Raw genomic sequence first — 16,771 nt, 5'->3', positions numbered from 1 at the left:
GCCGATGTAATCCCTCCGGCAGCGAACCCATCGAAGAATGAAAATCTCGTGGATGGGAATCAGCCCTTCCACAACGACAGCATCATCGCCTCCACCGCGATCCGCGGCTTGACGTTCAGCGTGATCGCCTCGCGGCAGCCGAGCACCGCCTCCAGCCGGCGCAACGTGCTCTCCGCCGTCCACTTGCCGGCCGCGGCCCGCACGCCCGCCGCGGTGTCACCGTGCACCGGGCGGACCGGCGCGCCGAACTGCGCGGTCAGCACGTCGCGGTAGAAGCCGGCCAGGTCGACCAGCGCGCGGTCCAGCGCGTCCCGCTGCGCGCGGGTGGCCCGCGACTTCTGCCGCTTCTCCAGCTCCTTGATCTGACCGGCGGCGCCCCGGATGGCACCGGACGCACCCCGGCCGGTGCCGCCCGCGCCCAGCGCGCGCTCCAGGTCGGACCGTTCCGTGCTGTCCAGCTCCGCGACCAGCGCGGCCGCCTCCGCCTCCGCGGCCTCGATCAGCGCGGACGCCGCGTCGAACGCCGCGCCGACACTGGTCAGCTTGCGTGGCACCGCGAGCACGGCCTCGCGCCGCTTGCGCACCTCCGGGTCCTCGGCGAGCCGCCGGGCCAGCTCCACGTCGCCCTGCGCGGCCGAGGCGGCCCACTCGGCCACGTCCACCGCCACGCCCCGCTGGGCGGTCAGCGCGGCGGCCAGCGCCTCCGGGCGCGCCTGCACCAGTGGCACCACGCGGCAGCGGGAACGGATGGTCACCGAGATGTCGTCCGGGTGGGTGGACGGCGTGCAGAGCAGGAAGACGGTGCGGGGCGAGGGCTCCTCGATCGCCTTCAGCAGCGCGTTGCCGGCGCCCTCGGTGAGCCGGTCCGCGTCGCTGATCACCACCACCTGCCACCGGCCGCCGGACGGGGCCGTGGCGGCGCGCAGCACCAGCGCGCGCATCTCGCTCACGAGGATGGACAGCCCCGACGGAACCACCATCCGCACGTCCGCGTGTGTGCCGGCCAGCGTGGTGTGGCAGCCGTCGCACTCGCCGCAGCCGGTGCCGGTGCGGCACTGCAGCGCGGCCGCGAACGCGCGCGCGGCCTCCAGCCGGCCGGAGCCGGGCGGGCCGGTGACGATCCAGGCGTGTGTCATCGCGCCGGTGCGGGTGCCGGTCTCGGCCTTCTCCTCGTTGCCCAGGCCTCGGCCGGCCTTGACCAGCGCGTCCGCCTCGGCGGCCGCGCGCCGGAACGTGACCGTGGCCGAGTCCTGGCCGATCAGTGCCGCGAAGACGTCCATCAGGCGGCGCTCCTCTCCGCCGTGACCGCCGGCTCGTCGTGCTCCTGGGCCATGCCCAGCACCCGCTCCATGATCTCGCCGGAGAGCTCGTCCGGCGCACGGGACGCGTCCAGCACCAGGTAGCGGCGGGGGTCGGCGGCGGCGAGATCGAGGAACGCGTACCGCACCCGCTCGTGGAACGCGGTCGCCTCGCTCTCCAGCCGGTCGGTGCCCTCGCCGCGGCCGGACACCCGGCCGAGCCCCACGCTCGGGTCCACGTCCAGCAGCACCACCAGGTCCGGCTTGAGCCCGCCGGTCGCCCACGAGGACAGCCAGGAGATCTCCTCGACCGGCAGCGTACGGCCGGCGCCCTGGTATGCCAGCGACGAGTCGACATACCGATCGCTGATCACCACCTCGCCCCGGCCCAGCGCCGGCCGGACCACGGTGGCGACGTGGTGGGCGCGGTCGGCCGCGTAGAGCAGCGCCTCCGCGCGCGGCGACGGCGGCGAGCCGTGCAGCACCAGGTTGCGGATCTCCGCACCGATGTCGGTGGCGCCCGGCTCGCGCGTGACCACCACGGCCCGGCCGTGCCCGCGCAGCGCCTCGGCGAGCGCCTTGACCTGCGTGGACTTGCCCGCGCCCTCGCCGCCCTCGAAGACCACGAAGAGTCCGGCGGCGTGCCGTGGCTCGGCCGCGGAGAGCGGACGGCCGCGCATCGAGCCCCACAGGTCGGCCAGCAGCGGCACGCCACGCTTGTCGTCCATCTGCCGGAACGCGCTTATCCCGGCGACGATCCCGACCGCGCCCGCGACCAGCAGCAGCGCGCGGGTGGAGGAGAACGAGACGCTCACCCCGGCGATCTCCACGCGCCGGGAGCCGCCGGCACCGACGATCACGCCGGAGAGCGCGATCGCGATCATCAGGATCATCCGGGTGCCGGTGTTGACCACGGCGAAGACCCGGCCGCGCACGTCGTCGCCGATCTCGCCGCCGAGCAGCGTGGTGCCGGCCAGGAACGCCATGCCCGCACCCGCGCCGACCAGCAGCGCGCCCAGGATCGCCATGGCCAGGTGGATCGCGAAGGCCAGGAACATCACCGAGCCGGCGGCCAGCACGATGCTCATGCCGAACCAGCGGCGCCGGGACAGATCCCGGATGATCACCGGGCCGAGGCCGATGCCGGCGCCGAGACCGATGAAGAGCGTGCCGAAGAGCAGGTAGAACGCGGCGTCGCCGGCACCGAGCGAGGCGGTGAAGAACCGGGCGGTGCCGATCACGATGCCGCCGCCGCCGAACGCGCCGAGGATGCCGAGCACCAGGCCGCGGACCATCGGGGTCTTGCCGACGTACCTCCAGCCCTCGGCGAACTGGCGGAGCATGCCCTGGTCCTGCTGCTCGCGCCGGTCGCCGCGGCCGCTGATCTCCTTGATGCCGAAGAAGACCACGGCCGCGAGTGCGAGCCGGGAGAACCCGTTGAAGTAGAGGGCCAGCTGCGCGGGCCCGCCCCACTCCGGCGGCTGCGGCACCGCGCCGGAGCGGACGATCGCGTCCAGCGCGGAGAGGCTGAGCGCCGCGATCACCGGCGTGATCCCGTACGTCGTGATCAGGGAGAGCTGGTTGGAGATCTCCAGCCGGGCGCGCGGGATCAGGTTCGGGACCGCGGCCTCCTTGGCCGGGATCCAGATCAGCGTGATCGCCTCGATCAGGAACGTGGCTATCGCGGCCCAGGTCACGATGATGCCCGGGTTGTCCACCACCAGCGCGGTCAGCGGGATGGAGAGGAACAGCAGGAAGCGGAAGAGGTCGCAGACGACCATGGTCAGGCGGCGGTCGAACCGGTCGGCCAGCACGCCGGCCACCGGGCCGAGCACCAGCGCCGGGAGCAGCCGCACCGCGATCGTGGAGCCGAACACCAGGCCCTTCGCGGCCGAGCCGGTGACCTGTGCGGACGCGAAGATCGCGGTGGCCAGCAGGCCGAGCCAGTCACCGAGCGAGGCGACACCGAGCACGATCCAGAGACGCCGGAACGGCCGGATGCGCATGACCGACCGCAGCGCCTTCATGCCGGACAGGTCAACCTGTCCGCTCGCCTGAGTCTCGATGGCCGTACCTCCGCGTGCCGGCCCCTCGCTGGGCGCCCCCGGCAGAACACTCTAGCCGCGGCCCCTTTTCACCCCTGCCCCCAGTTTCCCCTGATCTCCCCCGATCGAGACGTGAAGGATGCTCGCGTTGTCCGGCCTGTCCCGATACGGTACGCACGTGCCTCCCACGGACCGCGACGCACTGCGTGCCCGGCTCGACCGTGCCACCGCCCACCTCGATCCCCCGGTCGGCGTGGTCGACCTCTCCGCGTTCGACGCCAACGCGGACGCGCTGACCAGCCGCGCGGCCGGCAAGCCGATCAGGGTCGCCGCGAAGTCCGTGCGCTGCCGCGCGCTGCTGTCCCGGGTGCTGCGCCGGCCCGGCTGGGAGGGCGTGATGGCGTACACGCTGCCCGAGGCGATCTGGCTGGTGCGCTCCGGCGTGAGCGAGGACGTCCTGTGCGCCTATCCGACCGTCAGCCGGTCCGCGCTCGCGGAGCTGGGCTCCGACCCGAAGCTCGCCACCGCCATCTCGATCATGGCGGATAGCCCGGCCCAGCTCGACCTGATGGACGCGGTGGCCGCACCCGGGAGCCGTGAGGAGATCCGCATCTGCCTCGACCTGGACGCGTCCTGGCGGCCGCTCGGCGGGCGCCTGCACGTGGGCGTGCGGCGCTCCCCGGTGCACTCCGCAGCCCAGGCCGGCCGGTTCGCGGAGCACGTCGCCCGGCGCAAGGGCTTCCGGCTGGTCGGGCTGATGGCCTACGAGGCACAGATCGCCGGCCTCGGCGACGCGCCCCCACGGCAGGCCGCCCGCGGACTGATCATCCGCGCCATGCAGAGGCGCTCCGGCACCGAACTGCTCCCCCGGCGGATGGCCGCGGTCGCCGCAGTCCGCGAGCTGGCCGACCTGGAGTTCGTCAACGGCGGCGGCACCGGCAGCGTCGCGACCACCGCGCAGGACCCGGCCGTCACCGAGGTCACCGCCGGCTCCGGCCTCTACGGCCCCGCGCTGTTCGACGCCTACCGCGCCTGGCGCCCGGCACCGGCCGCGTTCTTCGGCCTCTCCATCGTCCGCCGTCCCGCCGACGGCATCGCCACCGTGCTCGGCGGCGGCTGGGTCGCGTCCGGCCCCGCGGCCAAGAGCCGGCTGCCGCTCCCCTGGCTGCCCGAGGGCCTCGGTTACGTCGGCACGGAGGGCCCCGGCGAGGTCCAGACCCCGCTCACCGGCCCCGCCGCCGCCGCTCTCCACCCCGGCGACCGCGTCTGGTTCCGTCACGCCAAGGCCGGCGAACTCTGCGAGCACGTCAACGAACTTCACCTGATCGAGGGCGACCGGATCACGGCATCCGTCCCGACATACCGCGGTGAGGGCCACGCCTTCCTGGGCTGAAACCTGAGAACGATATTCCCGCTGCCGGCGTGGCGGCTCTGGGCGGGCTCCCGCGGGCAAACTTCGCGGGGGCGTGCGACTCCGTCGATTGGATTCCGCCCTGCTTTGCTCTGCTTACCTTCGCGGGCGCATAGTCATCCGCGGATTCCGCAAGATCGAGAGCCGATCGTGCCGCCCTACGTCGCGCTGCACGGACTGCCGACTTAGCGCTGACATGAGCTGCGGAAACGATCGCGGGGTACACAAAGTTGCGCCAGGTAAGCAGAGCAAAGCCGGCCGGAAGGGCTCTGACGGCAGAGCGGTGGCGGTCGGTTTCGAGGTCGCCGGCGGGCCAGCCGCCGGGGCGGCGGGTCCGTTGGGCGCGTAGGTCGCCAGGCGTGTATGTCGCCAGGCTTCTTGCGGGGCGCGTCCGTCCGCGGCCGGGCGTGATGACGTTGTCGACCATCGGTACGCTTCAACGCCGATACTGATGCCGCAAACGTTCTTCGAGCGGCATTCAGCGGCGTCCGTGTGCGTTGATCTAACACCCGATCGATTAATGATCGGATGCTTGAAGATACGTGGAGGGTTATTCAACACGTTACGCACCAACAGCGCTGGCCTGCGGCGACGCGGCGTCGGCTCGCCCCGCTGAATAAGCCTCGTGGAGCACCGCATGGGTCGCGCATAACGTGCTTGGTGCATCAGAGTGCCTGCGCGGTAAGTGGGGACGCCACCAGGAGACGACATTTCGGGACACCGGAGCAGGCCAGACTACACCAGGTCGCCATAGGGTTGAAGGACGAGATTTCGGGCGCGGAGCGCCCGAAATCTCGGTGAGATCGTCGTGAAAGTCCCGTGGGCCGACGGTGTTGCTCAGGTTCCGCCCAGCCCTTGCACAGGTACGCAGCGGCGCGTCGCGCGGCATCACAGACAGTCGACGGAGGTCGCTGGGGGTGATCGCGGCAGCCGGACCGGCTCCGGCGCGACGTCCGGAGCGGAGCCGGCGAGTTCCCGGGAGCACGCCCAGAGCTTCCACGCCGGAAGCGGGACCATCGGTTTCGGATCTCGACCGTGATCGGCTCGACGGCGGGGGTGCGGCTGTGGTCGTACCCCCGCCCGGTTTCGGTTCTGTCAGACGCCGACGTGTGTCTGGAGATAGTCGCGGATCAGGGTCTTGGACTCCTGGATGATCTGCGCGTCACCGTCCGGGTCGCGGCGGAACGCGAGTTTGATCAGAGAGTCGGCCGTGGTGACCGCGATCTCCAGGGCGAACCGCAGCTTGGGCGTGTCCGCGACCGCGAACTGCTCGTGCAGCACCTCGGCGATCCGGTTGGCGATGACCACGTTGTTGTCGCGCTCCTCGTCCAGCAGGTGCACGTCGACGACGTCGCCGAAGTGCAGCGTCCGGAAGCCGGCGACGGTGCGGTGCATGCCGATGAACTCGTCTATCGCGGCGTCCACCCCGTCCCACCAGTGGGCGAGATTGCCGGCGGCGAACCGGGCGGACAGTCGCTCGAGGTAGGCCTCCATGTTGCGCAGGGCGAGTGCCTGCACGATGGCCCGCTTGTCCGGGAAGAACTGATAGACCGAGCCGATCGCCACTTCGGCACGTTCGGCGAGCAGGGTCGTGGTCAGTCCCTCGTATCCGACCTCGTCGACAAGCTCGGCACAGGCGTCGAGCATGCGCTGAACCCTCGCTACGCTGCGCCCCTGAACGGGCACGCGGCGTAGGGGTCCGGCGGTGACAGCTGTTGTCGACACGCGTCGCAACTCCCTTTCGGCAGAGAGAAAACAAAGGTTACTCGGCTTAACGAGCGAGAAGCCGCAAAGTGTTTACTCTCCGTCTCCATGCTGATATGAATTCAATTCACGTCAGGTGTCACCCCTGAGGGCCGCGATGACCCGCACCGCACCGGCACCGATCCCCGCCTGGTCCAACTGGGCCGGCAATCAGCAGGTCAGGCCCGTGCGGGTAGCCAGACCGGTCAGCACCGACGAGGTTTCCACCCTCGTCCAGGATGCCGCCGCCGAGGGGCACCGCGTCAAGCCCGTGGGTAGCGGTCACTCCTTCACGTCAGCCGCGATCGCGGACGACGTCCAGGTCGACATGAGCGGAATGTCCCGGATCGTGACGGTCGATCGGTGGCGCGGCTCGTCACCGCCCAGGCCGGCGCGCGACCGTGCGCGCTCAACCACACCTTCTCGGGGGACGGGCTGGCGCGACCTGCAGACGATCTCCAGGCCATCTCCACGGGTACGCACGGGACCGACGCCACCATCGGGTGTCTCTCCACCTTCGTGGAAGGGCTGACGCTGGTCACCGCCACCGGAGAGGCACTGCGCTGCTCCGCGGGCGAGCACCCGGACGTGTTCACTGCGGCCCGCGTCGGCCTCGGCGCGCTCGGCGTCATCACCGAGGTCAGGCTGCGCCGCGTGGACGCGTTCGTGCTGCGTGCGCCGAGACGCCCGCGCTGCTGATGGACGTGCTGGCCCTAGCCGGCGTCAGTCACGCGGCCAGTCCGCGAAGGCGGCGCGCAACCGGCCGACAGCGGCCTGGTCCAGCCCATAGTCGGCGAACTCCTCGTCGTCCAGGTCGTCCAGTCGCCGCATCGCGGCCGCGATATCGGCATCGGACACATCCGGCTCGTGCTCGTGAGCGAGTGCCAGCATCTGGTCACGCCGGAAGCCCTTCGCAAGAGCGGCCGCAACATCGATATAGTCGCGGGTCTCGTTGCGACCCGCCAATGCGCAGAACTTCGATCCGAGAAGATCGTCGAGATGCACGACCGGCCCGATCTCCATCTGCACCGGCGGCCGCTGCCGCGGCATGCAGGCCAGTGAGACCTGCACCTCAGCATCGCCGGACCGGACCGCGAACTCCTCGAAGGCATCGTCCATACCGTAGAAGGTGTTCGACAGATCGACTTCATCGACGACATGGGTCACGTCGAACCCGCCGGCACTCAACGCATCCCGGACCACGGGCAGTGCGTCGCGAACGCCGCCCTCTCGATCGGTGAAGAGATCAACGTCTTCCGTCGGACGCTGCACGAGGCCATGAGCGACCAGAGCCTGGCCGCCGCCGAGGGCGAAGCCGTGGGAATCGGCCACCTCGAGCGCTCGCCTCGCCAACTCCACCCGGAGGGAGAAACGGTCGTCGGTCACGCGGCGCTCCTCTGCATGAGCCATTGCCCATATGCCGGGTTCGCTTGGTCCGGTGAGGCCTCGCGCGCCGTGCTCAGCGTGGGATGGGAGAGCTCCCAGACGTGGCGGACGCCGTGCGGCAGGTGGAGCGACGGCCAATGCGTGTGCAGTGTCCTGCCGTCAAGCCAGTCCATGAGGTCTTTGTCGCCACGGGCCTCACGGAGAACGACCTCATACAGCCGTCGAAGCTTTCGCGGATTGTCGAGGTCGAACGTGCGCACATCGGCGGCCTGCCACATCAGGTGGTGGGGCAGGGTCACGGTGCCGGTCGTCGGGCCGTGCAGGGCGGTCAGGTCCTTGATGACCACGACGGCCTTGCCGGGCCGGGCTCCTGTCGATCGGGTCACCCGGCCATCGTACGTGCGTTCGCCTAGATCATGGGGTGGTCGTCACCCTCAGGAGGCGTCCGTGGTGGCCTTGGCCGGGGCTGCCTTCTTCGCCGGGGCCTTCTTCGCCGCGGTGGTGGTCTTGGCTGCCGCCGCCTTCTTGGCCGGGATCGCCTTCTTCGTGGCCGTGGTCTTCTTCGCGGCGGTCTTCTTCGCGGCCGTCTTCTTCGCCGGGGTGGCGCCGTCCGCGGCCTTCTTCGCCGGGGCCTTCTTCGCCGCGCGCTTCTTGGCCGGGGCCGGACCCTTCGCGCGCTTCTCGGCGAGCATCTCGGAGGCCTCCGCGAGCGAGAGGGCCTCCACGGTCTGGCTGCGGCGCAGCGACGCGTTGAACTCGCCGTCGGTCACGTACGGCCCGAACCGGCCGTCCTTGATGACCAGCGGCTTGTCGGTGGCCGGGTCGTTGCCCATCTCGCGCAGCGGCGGGGCCGCGGCGCGGCGGGCACCGCGCGTCTTCGGCGCGGCGAGCCGGGCCAGCGCGTCCTCCAGCGTGACCGTGAAGATCTGGTCCTCGCTGTCCAGCGAGCGGGACTCGTCGCCCTTCTTCACGTACGGCCCGTAGCGGCCGGAGAGCGCGAAGACCTCGGCGCCGTCCGGGGCCACACCGACCAGGCGCGGCAGCGAGAGCAGGCGCAGCGCGTCGGCCAGCGTCAGCTCGTCCGGCTTCTGGCTGTTGAACAGCGAGGAGTTCTTGTCGCCGCTGGACACGTACGGCCCGAAGCGGCCGGACTTCAGCAGCACGGGCTCGCCGGTCTCCGGGTGCTCGCCGAGCTTGCGCTCGCCGCTGCCGCCGCCGAGGAACAGCTCGTCGATCTTCTCCGGGGTCAGCTCGTCCGGCGCCAGCCCTTCCGGGATCGAGACCCGGCCCTCCTCGGACGCCTCCGCGGCCGGGTCGTCGGTGTGGTGGGTGCGCTGCAGGTAGGGCCCGTAGCGGCCGACCCGGACCACGACGTCGCGGTCCTCGTCGTCGCGGAACAGCGGGATCGAGTTGACGCTGCGCGCGTCGATCTCCGCCAGGTTCTCGGTGACCAGCTTCTTCAGGCCGCCGGCGCGCGCGATCGACACCTCGGCCCCGGCACCGCTGCCGAAGTAGAACGCGGTGAGGAAGTCCGCGGACCGGGCGTCACCACCGGCGATCTCGTCGAGCTGGTTCTCCATCGACGCGGTGAAGTTGTAGTCGACCAGGCCGGGGTAGTGCCGCTCCAGCAGGCCGACCACGGCGAACGCCAGAAACGACGGGATCATCGCCTGGCCGCGCTTGGTCACGTAGCCCCGGTCCTGGATGGTCTGCATGATCGACGCGTAGGTGGAGGGGCGGCCGATGCCCATCTCCTCCATCGCCTTGACCAGCGAGGCCTCGGTGTAGCGGGACGGCGGCTGGGTGGTGTGGCCGACCGAGTCCAGTTGGTCCGCGGTCAGCGGCTGGTCCTTGACCAGGTTGGGCAGGCGGCGTTCGGCGTCCTCCGCCTCCGCGTTCTCGTCGTCGGAGGACTCGACGTAGGCGCGCAGGAAACCGGGGTCGGTGATGGTCTTGCCGGTGGCGCCGAAGTCGGCCTCCTCGCCGGCCGTGGAGACCGCGCGGATGCGCACCGAGACGGACGAGCCGACCGCGTCGGTCATCTGGGACGCGATGGTGCGCCGCCAGATCAGCTCGTAGAGCTTGAACTCGTCGCCGGACAGCTCGTTCGCCACCTCGCCGGGCGTGCGGAACACGTCGCCGGCCGGGCGGATCGCCTCGTGCGCCTCCTGCGCGTTCTTCACCTTGCCGGTGTAGCGGCGCGGCTGCGGCGGCACGCTCGACGGGCCGTAGAGCTCCGCGATCTGGGTACGGGCCGCGGTGAGCGCGGACTCGGAGAGGTTCACCGAGTCGGTACGCATGTAGGTGATGTAGCCGTTCTCGTACAGCCGCTGGGCCGTGCGCATCGTCTGCTGTGAGCCGGAGCGCAGCTTGCGGGCCGCCTCCTGCTGGAGCGTGGACGTGATGAACGGCGCGTACGGCCGGCGCCGGTACGGCTTCTCCTCGACGCGGGTGACCTGGAAGGGCCGCCCGTCCAGGCGGGCGGCCAGACCGCGGGCTCCGTCGCCGTCGAGGTGGATCACCCCGGCGCCGGGCCGCACCTGCCCGGTGGTCGGCTCGAAGTCCTTGCCGGTGGCGATCCGGTCACCGTTGAGCGCGATGAGTGTGGCGTTGAACGTGCGCGGGCCCTCGACCTGCCCCTGCACGGTGAGGCGGGCCAGGATGTCCCAGTATTCGGCGGTGCGGAACGCCATCCGCTGGCGCTCGCGCTCGACCACGATGCGGGTGGCGACGGACTGCACGCGGCCGGCGGAGAGGCCGGTGCGCACCTTCTTCCACAGCACCGGTGAGACCTCGTAGCCGTAGAGACGGTCGAGGATGCGGCGGGCCTCCTGCGCGTCGACCAGGTCGCGGTCGAGCTCGCGCGGGTTGGCGACGGCGGCCTGGATGGCCGGCTTGGTGATCTCGTGGAAGACCATCCGCCGGACCGGGACCTTGGGCTTCAGCGTCTCGATCAGGTGCCACGCGATGGCCTCGCCCTCGCGGTCCTCATCCGTCGCGAGCAGGACCTCGTCGACGTCCTTGACCAGCGAGCGGAGCTTGGAGACCTGCTTCTTCCGGTCGGGCGAGACGACATAGAGCGCGGTGAAGCCGTTGTCCACGTCGACGCCGAGCCGGGCCCACGGCTTGTCCTCGTAGCCGGACGGCACCTCGGAGGCGTTGCGGGGCAGGTCACGCACGTGCCCGAAGCTGGCCTCGACGACGTAGCCCGGGCCAAGGTAGCCCGAGATCGTCTTAGCCTTCGCCGGTGACTCGACGATGACCAGACGGGTGCTCTTGGCGTTGCTCGGCACGTTACTCCTGACCTCGGTGGATCCCCTACGACGTTGAATCGTGGCGTCTGTGGCGGTTGACGGCGCGCGGGTCGGATCGGCCACGGCTGATCATGCGCGCCGCTGCACCAACCGATCCACGGTAACGCGGTCTGTGGCCGGCGGGTCGCGCGGGACCGACCGGCGACCCCACGCTACCGGGATGCCGGCGCCGTGGATCGGTAACGCCGTCCGAGCGACCGCTGTTCCCCCCAACGGTGTCCGACGCCGGAAACCATCGGCACGGACCAGCACCATGGTGCCGGTCTATGTGTCGGTCATCCAGTCGCCATAACTGTCGGAGATTAGACAGTACACCGGCGGTCAGGATGGCCACGCGGACTCCGGGGCCGCGTCGGGACGTGGTCCGACCAGGCCGGCCAGTCGGGCGATCCGGCGTCGGCCGGAGATCCGCAACCCGGGGTCGCCGTCGCGCGGCGTGGTGAGGCGGCTGGGCAGGCCGGCGGCGTGCAGCGCGGCGCGGACGGTCTCCCAGATCGGCTGGTCCGCAGCGCCGAGCCGCAGCACATATCCGGACGCATCGGGCGCGCCGGCGGCCGCGACCCAGAGCCGGAGGCGGAAACCGTTGAGGAAGAACGTTCGCGGCGGGCGCTTCGGATCGCCGGGTTCGCGCAGCCAGGCGCGGCTGAGCGGCGTCAGCGTGGTGGCGTAGGCGGTGCGCACCTCGAGTCGCTCGTCCTCGGTTCGGGACCAGGTCGCCTGCAGGCCGCGGCGGGTGATCTCGGGGACCAGCACGTGCACGCGCCAGGGCTCGGCGACGGTCACCGAGACGCGCGCGGTGCCACCCATCCGGACGATCTCCCCGGGGCCGGCGAGCAGCCCGGCCAGGTCCGCCACGCCCGGATCGTGCGCCTCGACGCCGAAGAGGGACGGCTCCTCACCCCGGCTGCCCGCCCTCGGCGCGCCTGACGACCGTACCCCCGCGGTGGGCTCTTGATCCGAGTCTTGGGGTTGATCGTGCGGGACGCGCCGCCCTCGCCTTCGCGGACGGCCCTCTTCAAGATCAAGATCTTGCGGGGGTACGTCCGGGAGGCCCGGGATCGGCGGGTTGACCGACACGTCAACGGCACTCCGGCACCTGGTCGAACGCCTCGCGGAGCTCCTCCGACTGCAGCGACGACGTGTCCAGCGCGGTCTTGTCGTACTCCGAGTCGAGCGTGCTGACCACCTGCTCGACGCCCGTGTAGAACGCCTCCGCCTGGGTGGTGTCCAGCGCGACGATCCCCCGGTGGGCGTTGTCATAGGCGGCGCGCACGCCCTCGAGCGAGGTCAGGAAGCCCCGCGCCACGCTCTCGCCGTCCTGCACGTCCGGCACACCGGCCCGCTCCACGCCCTGGCGCGCGGTCTCGCTCGCGTCCCGTGCCCCCTCGAACAGCCGGGCCAGGTTCTCCTGCGCCGCGCTCGGCGTGGTCTCCGCGCTCATCTGCTGCCGGGCGCGGTCGGTCAGCGTGCTTATCTCGGTGCGCCAGGGACTCAACGCCTGGCAGACCGCGGACGCCCACGCGCTCGGCGAGGCGCCACCGCCACAGCCGGCGGCGAGCAGGAGAAGGGTGGTGAGGACCGCGGTGATGGACACCATGCGGGGGGTGCGCATGGAGAGCAGCGTACGACTGCGGGTCATCGGCGCGCGATGCCGCCGGGGAGCCTCTGATCTCCCCGGCGGCATCTCCTTCTAGGCGCTCACCGTCTCCTGCTTCGGCGGGACCGGCGTGCCGGACGCACCGGCCGGCGGCTCGTCGCCCATCGAGATCGGCTTCCGCTTGATCCACATCACGGCCGCCACGATGATCAGCGTCGCCACCGCGGCGAGCGCGATCCGGACCGGCGTGTTCGCGTCCGCGCCGTAGGTGAGCGTCACCACACCGGGTGCGATCAGCAGGCTGACCAGGTTCATCACCTTGAGCAGCGGGTTGATGGCCGGGCCCGCGGTGTCCTTGAACGGGTCGCCGACCGTGTCGCCGATGACCGTCGCGGCGTGCGCCTCCGAGCCCTTGCCGCCGTGCGAGCCGTCCTCGACCAGCTTCTTCGCGTTGTCCCACGCGCCACCGGAGTTGGACAGGAACACCGCCATCAGCGTGCCGGTGCCGATCGCGCCGGCCAGGTAGGACGCGAGCGCGCCCGGGCCGAGGCCGAAACCGACCGCGATCGGCGCCAGGATCGCCAGCAGACCGGGCGTGAGCAGTTCACGCTGCGCGTCCCGGGTGCAGATGTCGACCACCCGGCCGTACTCCGGGCGGGTGGTGCCCGCCATGATCCCGGGGTTCTCCCGGAACTGGCGGCGGACCTCGACCACGACCGCGCCGGCCGACCGGGAGACCGCGTTGATCGCCAGGCCGGAGAAGAGGAAGACCACCGCGGAGCCGATCAGCAGGCCGACCAGATTGCGCGGGTCCGACACGTTGAGCAGCGCGTCGATCGACAGGGTCTCCCCCGCGTCGCTGAGCGCGGTGGCGATCGTGTCCCGGTACGACCCGAAGAGCGCGGTCGCGGCCAGCACCGCGGTCGCGATCGCGATGCCCTTGGTGATCGCCTTCGTGGTGTTGCCGACCGCGTCCAGCTCGGTGAGCGTGCGCGCGCCGGCCTCGTCCACGTCGCCGGACATCTCCGCGATGCCCTGCGCGTTGTCCGAGATCGGGCCGAACGTGTCCATCGCGACGATGACGCCGACCGTGGTCAGCAGGCCGATGCCGGCCATCGCGACCGCGAACAGCGACAGGATGATCGAGCCGCCGCCGAGCAGGTAGGCGCCGAACACCCCCGCGCCGATCACCAGCGCGGAGTAGACCGCGGACTCCAGGCCGACGCTGATGCCGGCCAGGATGACGGTCGCGGCGCCGGTCAGCGAGGACTTGCCGATGTCCTGCACCGGGCGCTTGCTGGTCTCGGTGAAGTAGCCGGTCAGCGCCTGGATCGCGGCGGCCAGCACGATGCCGATCACGACCGCGCCGATCGCCAGGACCCGCGGGTTACCGGTGAACTCGGTGCTCACGTTCGGGTCGTTGAAGCCGGCGAACGTGTCCGGCAGGTAGAGGAACGTGACCACGGCGACCACGGCCGCGGAGAGCGCCGCGGAGATGTAGAACGCGCGGTTGATCGCGGTGAGGCCGCTGCGGTCGGACGCGCGCAGCCGGGTGATGAAGACGCCGACGATCGCGATCAGCACGCCGACCGCGGAGACGATCAGCGGGTAGACCAGGCCGTCCTCGCCGAACGCGGCGCGGCCGAGGATGAGCGCGGCGACGAGCGTGACCGCGTACGACTCGAACAGGTCCGCGGCCATGCCCGCGCAGTCGCCGACGTTGTCGCCCACGTTGTCCGCGATGGTCGCCGGGTTGCGCGGGTCGTCCTCCGGGATGCCCTGCTCGACCTTGCCGACCAGGTCCGCGCCGACGTCCGCGGCCTTGGTGAAGATGCCGCCGCCGACCCGCATGAACATGGCCAGCAGCGCGGCACCGAAACCGAAGCCCTCCAGCACGGTCGGCGCGTCGCCCTTGTAGAGCAGCACCACCAGCGCGGCACCGACCAGGCCGAGACCCACGGTGAGGAAGCCGACCACGCCGCCGGTGCGGAACGCGATCTTCATCGCCTTCTCCCGGCCGCCGGTCGCCTCGTTCGCGGCGGCGGCGACGCGCAGGTTCGCGCGGGTGGCCAGCGCCATGCCGGCGCCGCCGATGAACGCGGAGAAGACCGCTCCGACCACGAAGAACGCGGAGCGGCCGACCTTGACCAGCGTCTCGTTGCCGTCGGTGTCGTGCACCGGCAGCAGGAAGAGCAGGACGAGGGCGATCACCACGAAGACGCCGAGCGTCTTGAACTGGCGGAAGAGATAGGCCGACGCGCCCTCCTGCACGGCGCCGGCGATCTCCTGCATGTTGGTCGTTCCCTTACCGGCTGCCAGCACGCCGCGCACGAGCGCGAGTGCGAAGCCCAGCGCCACCAGCGCGATGACCGCGGCGACGACGACGTACGTGAGATTCGTACCGGTAAGGGACAGGCCGTCACCAGCGGCAACGGGGCTGTACCGGGACATCGATGTCCTCCTCAATTCCTACCGAGCGCGCGCCAGCCGGCGGACGAACCGGTGGCCGTGGCAGCGTCCGGCCCGCACCCGAACGGGCGAGCCGGGAACAGTACGTAATGACCCGCGTACTGTAGCGGTCACTCGTGTCAAGGGTCACAGCCGGAGCCGTCGTGTCGTGATGATGTTGGCAACTGTGTTAGCCGCAGGCCTTCATCGGGGCTTGTCTGTAGGCACAGTCAAGGTCATCGGGTCGTCGCGCGCAACCGGGCGCAGCAAGATCAAACCCTGACCTGGGGGTACGTGGCCGAGCACTCACCAGGAGCATCTACCGGCATTTATCGGTTTTGGCGGCCTTTATGGTGATGGCCGGAGGGGTGCGGCATTCGATGACGCGTTTCGACCACCGGGTGTGATCTGCGTCTCGCGGAGTCGACCATGGACGCGGACACCCGGTCTTCGGGCGTCCGCGCGCGCCACTTCCCGCACCTGTCCGGTTGTGCGTGGTCGTGCGCGCCGCTTCACGCACACGGCCGCGCGCTCACCCCCGCGGCGCCGGCCGGAGGGAGTGCCTCTGCCGGGCGTGCGAGGCGTCGGACGTACCGCCGATCTCTGGTTTTCGGTTTGGTGTCGCCGGCGGTCAGGCCGCGTGGGTGGGCCAGGCCATGCGAACCTCGGTGCCCACGCCCTCCTCGACCGGGCGCACCTGGAGATCATCCACAAATCCGGCCAACAGGGCAAATCCGACACCCGTGGTGAGTTCGTCGTCGGAGAGCGACTCGTTCGCCAGCTCGTCCGGTGGGATCGACGGGATGCCCAGGCCGGCCTCGATCGGCGCGCGGTCGATCACCCGGACGGTGTACGAGTCCTCGTCCGACATCACGACCTGGACCGGCGCGAAGACGCCGTACTGCCGGTGCAGCGCGACCGCGCGGGCACACGCCTCGCCGATCGCCAGCCGCACCTCGTCGAGCAGTTCCTCGGCCACGCCGGCGCGACGGGCCACGGCCACACCCACCAGACGGGCGGTGCGCACGTGGACGGGAGCCGGGGAGAACGCCAGCCGGACAGTCGCCATCACGCGGTCGGACCGGAGTCCGCACCCGTCCCGCCCGCGGCCTGCACGGCCGCGTCGACCGACGGGTAGATCGGGAAGACCTGATCCAGCGCGGTGATCCGGAAGATCTTGAGAAGCGGTTCCTTCGCGCAGACGAGGCCGAACGTGCCGCCGACCGGACGCAGCCGCTTGAGCGCGCCGACCAGCACACCGAGCCCGGTCGAGTCGAGGAACTCGACGCCGCCCAGGTCCACGATCACGCCGCGCACACCGCCGTCGATCAGCTCGACCAGCCGCTCGCGCAGCCGGGGTGCCGTGTAGACGTCGACCTCGCCACCGACCTCCAGGACCGTGTGCCCGGCGACGGTGCGGGTCGCCAGCTGCAGCTCCATCAGTCCTCCTCGGTGACTTCGGCGGTTACGCCCAATCGAATCTAACCATCGGGCGGCTACGGTCGCATCGCGCGGCCCCGTGCTTCCGT

13 protein-coding genes and 1 pseudogene are annotated in these 16,771 nt (G+C 70.9%); 3 read left to right on the top strand and 11 right to left on the bottom strand.

Annotated elements, in window-relative coordinates:
* Positions 1-59 precede the first annotated feature (59 nt).
* Both J2S43_RS37100 and tmk read right to left on the bottom strand, forming a co-directional pair.
* On the bottom strand, positions 60-1,283 hold the full coding sequence (locus J2S43_RS37100; protein WP_306839714.1) for a DNA polymerase III subunit delta': 1,224 nt from the start codon (positions 1,281-1,283) through the stop codon (positions 60-62).
* A complete protein-coding gene (tmk, locus tag J2S43_RS37095; RefSeq protein WP_306839712.1) occupies positions 1,280-3,271 on the bottom strand; it encodes a dTMP kinase in 1,992 nt (663 codons plus the stop codon). Before tmk ends, J2S43_RS37100 begins: the two co-directional genes overlap by 4 nt.
* A gap of 211 nt (positions 3,272-3,482) precedes the next feature.
* On the opposite strand from tmk, the gene J2S43_RS37090 reads away from it, so the two are divergent.
* Entirely contained in the window at positions 3,483-4,736 is a 1,254-nt protein-coding gene (locus J2S43_RS37090) for an amino acid deaminase/aldolase (protein WP_370881710.1), read from the top strand.
* Positions 4,737-5,849: 1,113 nt separating this feature from the next.
* Here J2S43_RS37090 and J2S43_RS37085 read toward each other — a convergent pair.
* Positions 5,850-6,479, bottom strand: a complete 630-nt coding sequence (locus tag J2S43_RS37085; protein ID WP_306837198.1) for a TetR/AcrR family transcriptional regulator — start codon at positions 6,477-6,479, stop codon at positions 5,850-5,852.
* Positions 6,480-6,615: 136 nt separating this feature from the next.
* Here J2S43_RS37085 and J2S43_RS42380 point away from each other — a divergent pair.
* Together J2S43_RS42380 and J2S43_RS37080 are read left to right on the top strand one after the other, a co-directional pair.
* Positions 6,616-6,801: pseudogene (locus J2S43_RS42380) on the top strand (FAD-binding protein); the annotation flags it as partial.
* Between the two features lie 59 nt (positions 6,802-6,860).
* Positions 6,861-7,196, top strand: coding sequence for an FAD-binding oxidoreductase (locus tag J2S43_RS37080; RefSeq protein ID WP_306837196.1), 336 nt, complete (start codon positions 6,861-6,863; stop codon positions 7,194-7,196).
* A gap of 24 nt (positions 7,197-7,220) precedes the next feature.
* Here the strand turns inward: J2S43_RS37080 and J2S43_RS37075 are convergent, their stop codons facing one another.
* From J2S43_RS37075 to J2S43_RS37040, 8 genes are all read right to left on the bottom strand, one after another.
* A complete protein-coding gene (locus J2S43_RS37075; protein ID WP_306837193.1) occupies positions 7,221-7,883 on the bottom strand; it encodes a nucleotidyl transferase AbiEii/AbiGii toxin family protein in 663 nt (220 codons plus the stop codon).
* Positions 7,880-8,269, bottom strand: a complete 390-nt coding sequence (locus J2S43_RS37070; RefSeq protein WP_306837191.1) for a hypothetical protein — start codon at positions 8,267-8,269, stop codon at positions 7,880-7,882. The genes J2S43_RS37075 and J2S43_RS37070 overlap by 4 nt, the downstream gene beginning before the upstream one ends.
* A 48-nt stretch (positions 8,270-8,317) precedes the next feature.
* A complete protein-coding gene (gene topA, locus J2S43_RS37065; RefSeq protein WP_306837189.1) occupies positions 8,318-11,176 on the bottom strand; it encodes a type I DNA topoisomerase in 2,859 nt (952 codons plus the stop codon).
* Positions 11,177-11,518: 342 nt separating this feature from the next.
* The gene (locus tag J2S43_RS37060) at positions 11,519-12,274 is read right to left on the bottom strand and encodes a hypothetical protein (RefSeq protein ID WP_306837187.1); all 756 of its coding nucleotides are present in this window, start codon (positions 12,272-12,274) and stop codon (positions 11,519-11,521) included.
* Between the two features lies 1 nt (position 12,275).
* The gene (locus tag J2S43_RS37055; RefSeq protein ID WP_306839710.1) at positions 12,276-12,809 is read right to left on the bottom strand and encodes a hypothetical protein; all 534 of its coding nucleotides are present in this window, start codon (positions 12,807-12,809) and stop codon (positions 12,276-12,278) included.
* Positions 12,810-12,887: 78 nt separating this feature from the next.
* On the bottom strand, positions 12,888-15,245 hold the full coding sequence (locus tag J2S43_RS37050; protein WP_306837185.1) for a sodium-translocating pyrophosphatase: 2,358 nt from the start codon (positions 15,243-15,245) through the stop codon (positions 12,888-12,890).
* Positions 15,246-15,873: 628 nt separating this feature from the next.
* A complete protein-coding gene (locus tag J2S43_RS37045) occupies positions 15,874-16,314 on the bottom strand; it encodes an ATP-binding protein (protein WP_306837183.1) in 441 nt (146 codons plus the stop codon).
* The gene (locus tag J2S43_RS37040) at positions 16,311-16,682 is read right to left on the bottom strand and encodes an STAS domain-containing protein (RefSeq protein ID WP_306837181.1); all 372 of its coding nucleotides are present in this window, start codon (positions 16,680-16,682) and stop codon (positions 16,311-16,313) included. The genes J2S43_RS37045 and J2S43_RS37040 overlap by 4 nt, the downstream gene beginning before the upstream one ends.
* Positions 16,683-16,771 lie beyond the last annotated feature (89 nt).

The organism is Catenuloplanes nepalensis (genome assembly GCF_030811575.1).
Classification (GTDB): Bacteria; Actinomycetota; Actinomycetes; order Mycobacteriales; family Micromonosporaceae; genus Catenuloplanes; species Catenuloplanes nepalensis.
Note: the sequence above shows the minus strand (reverse complement) of the source record. Positions and strands in the feature narration are given on the sequence as shown.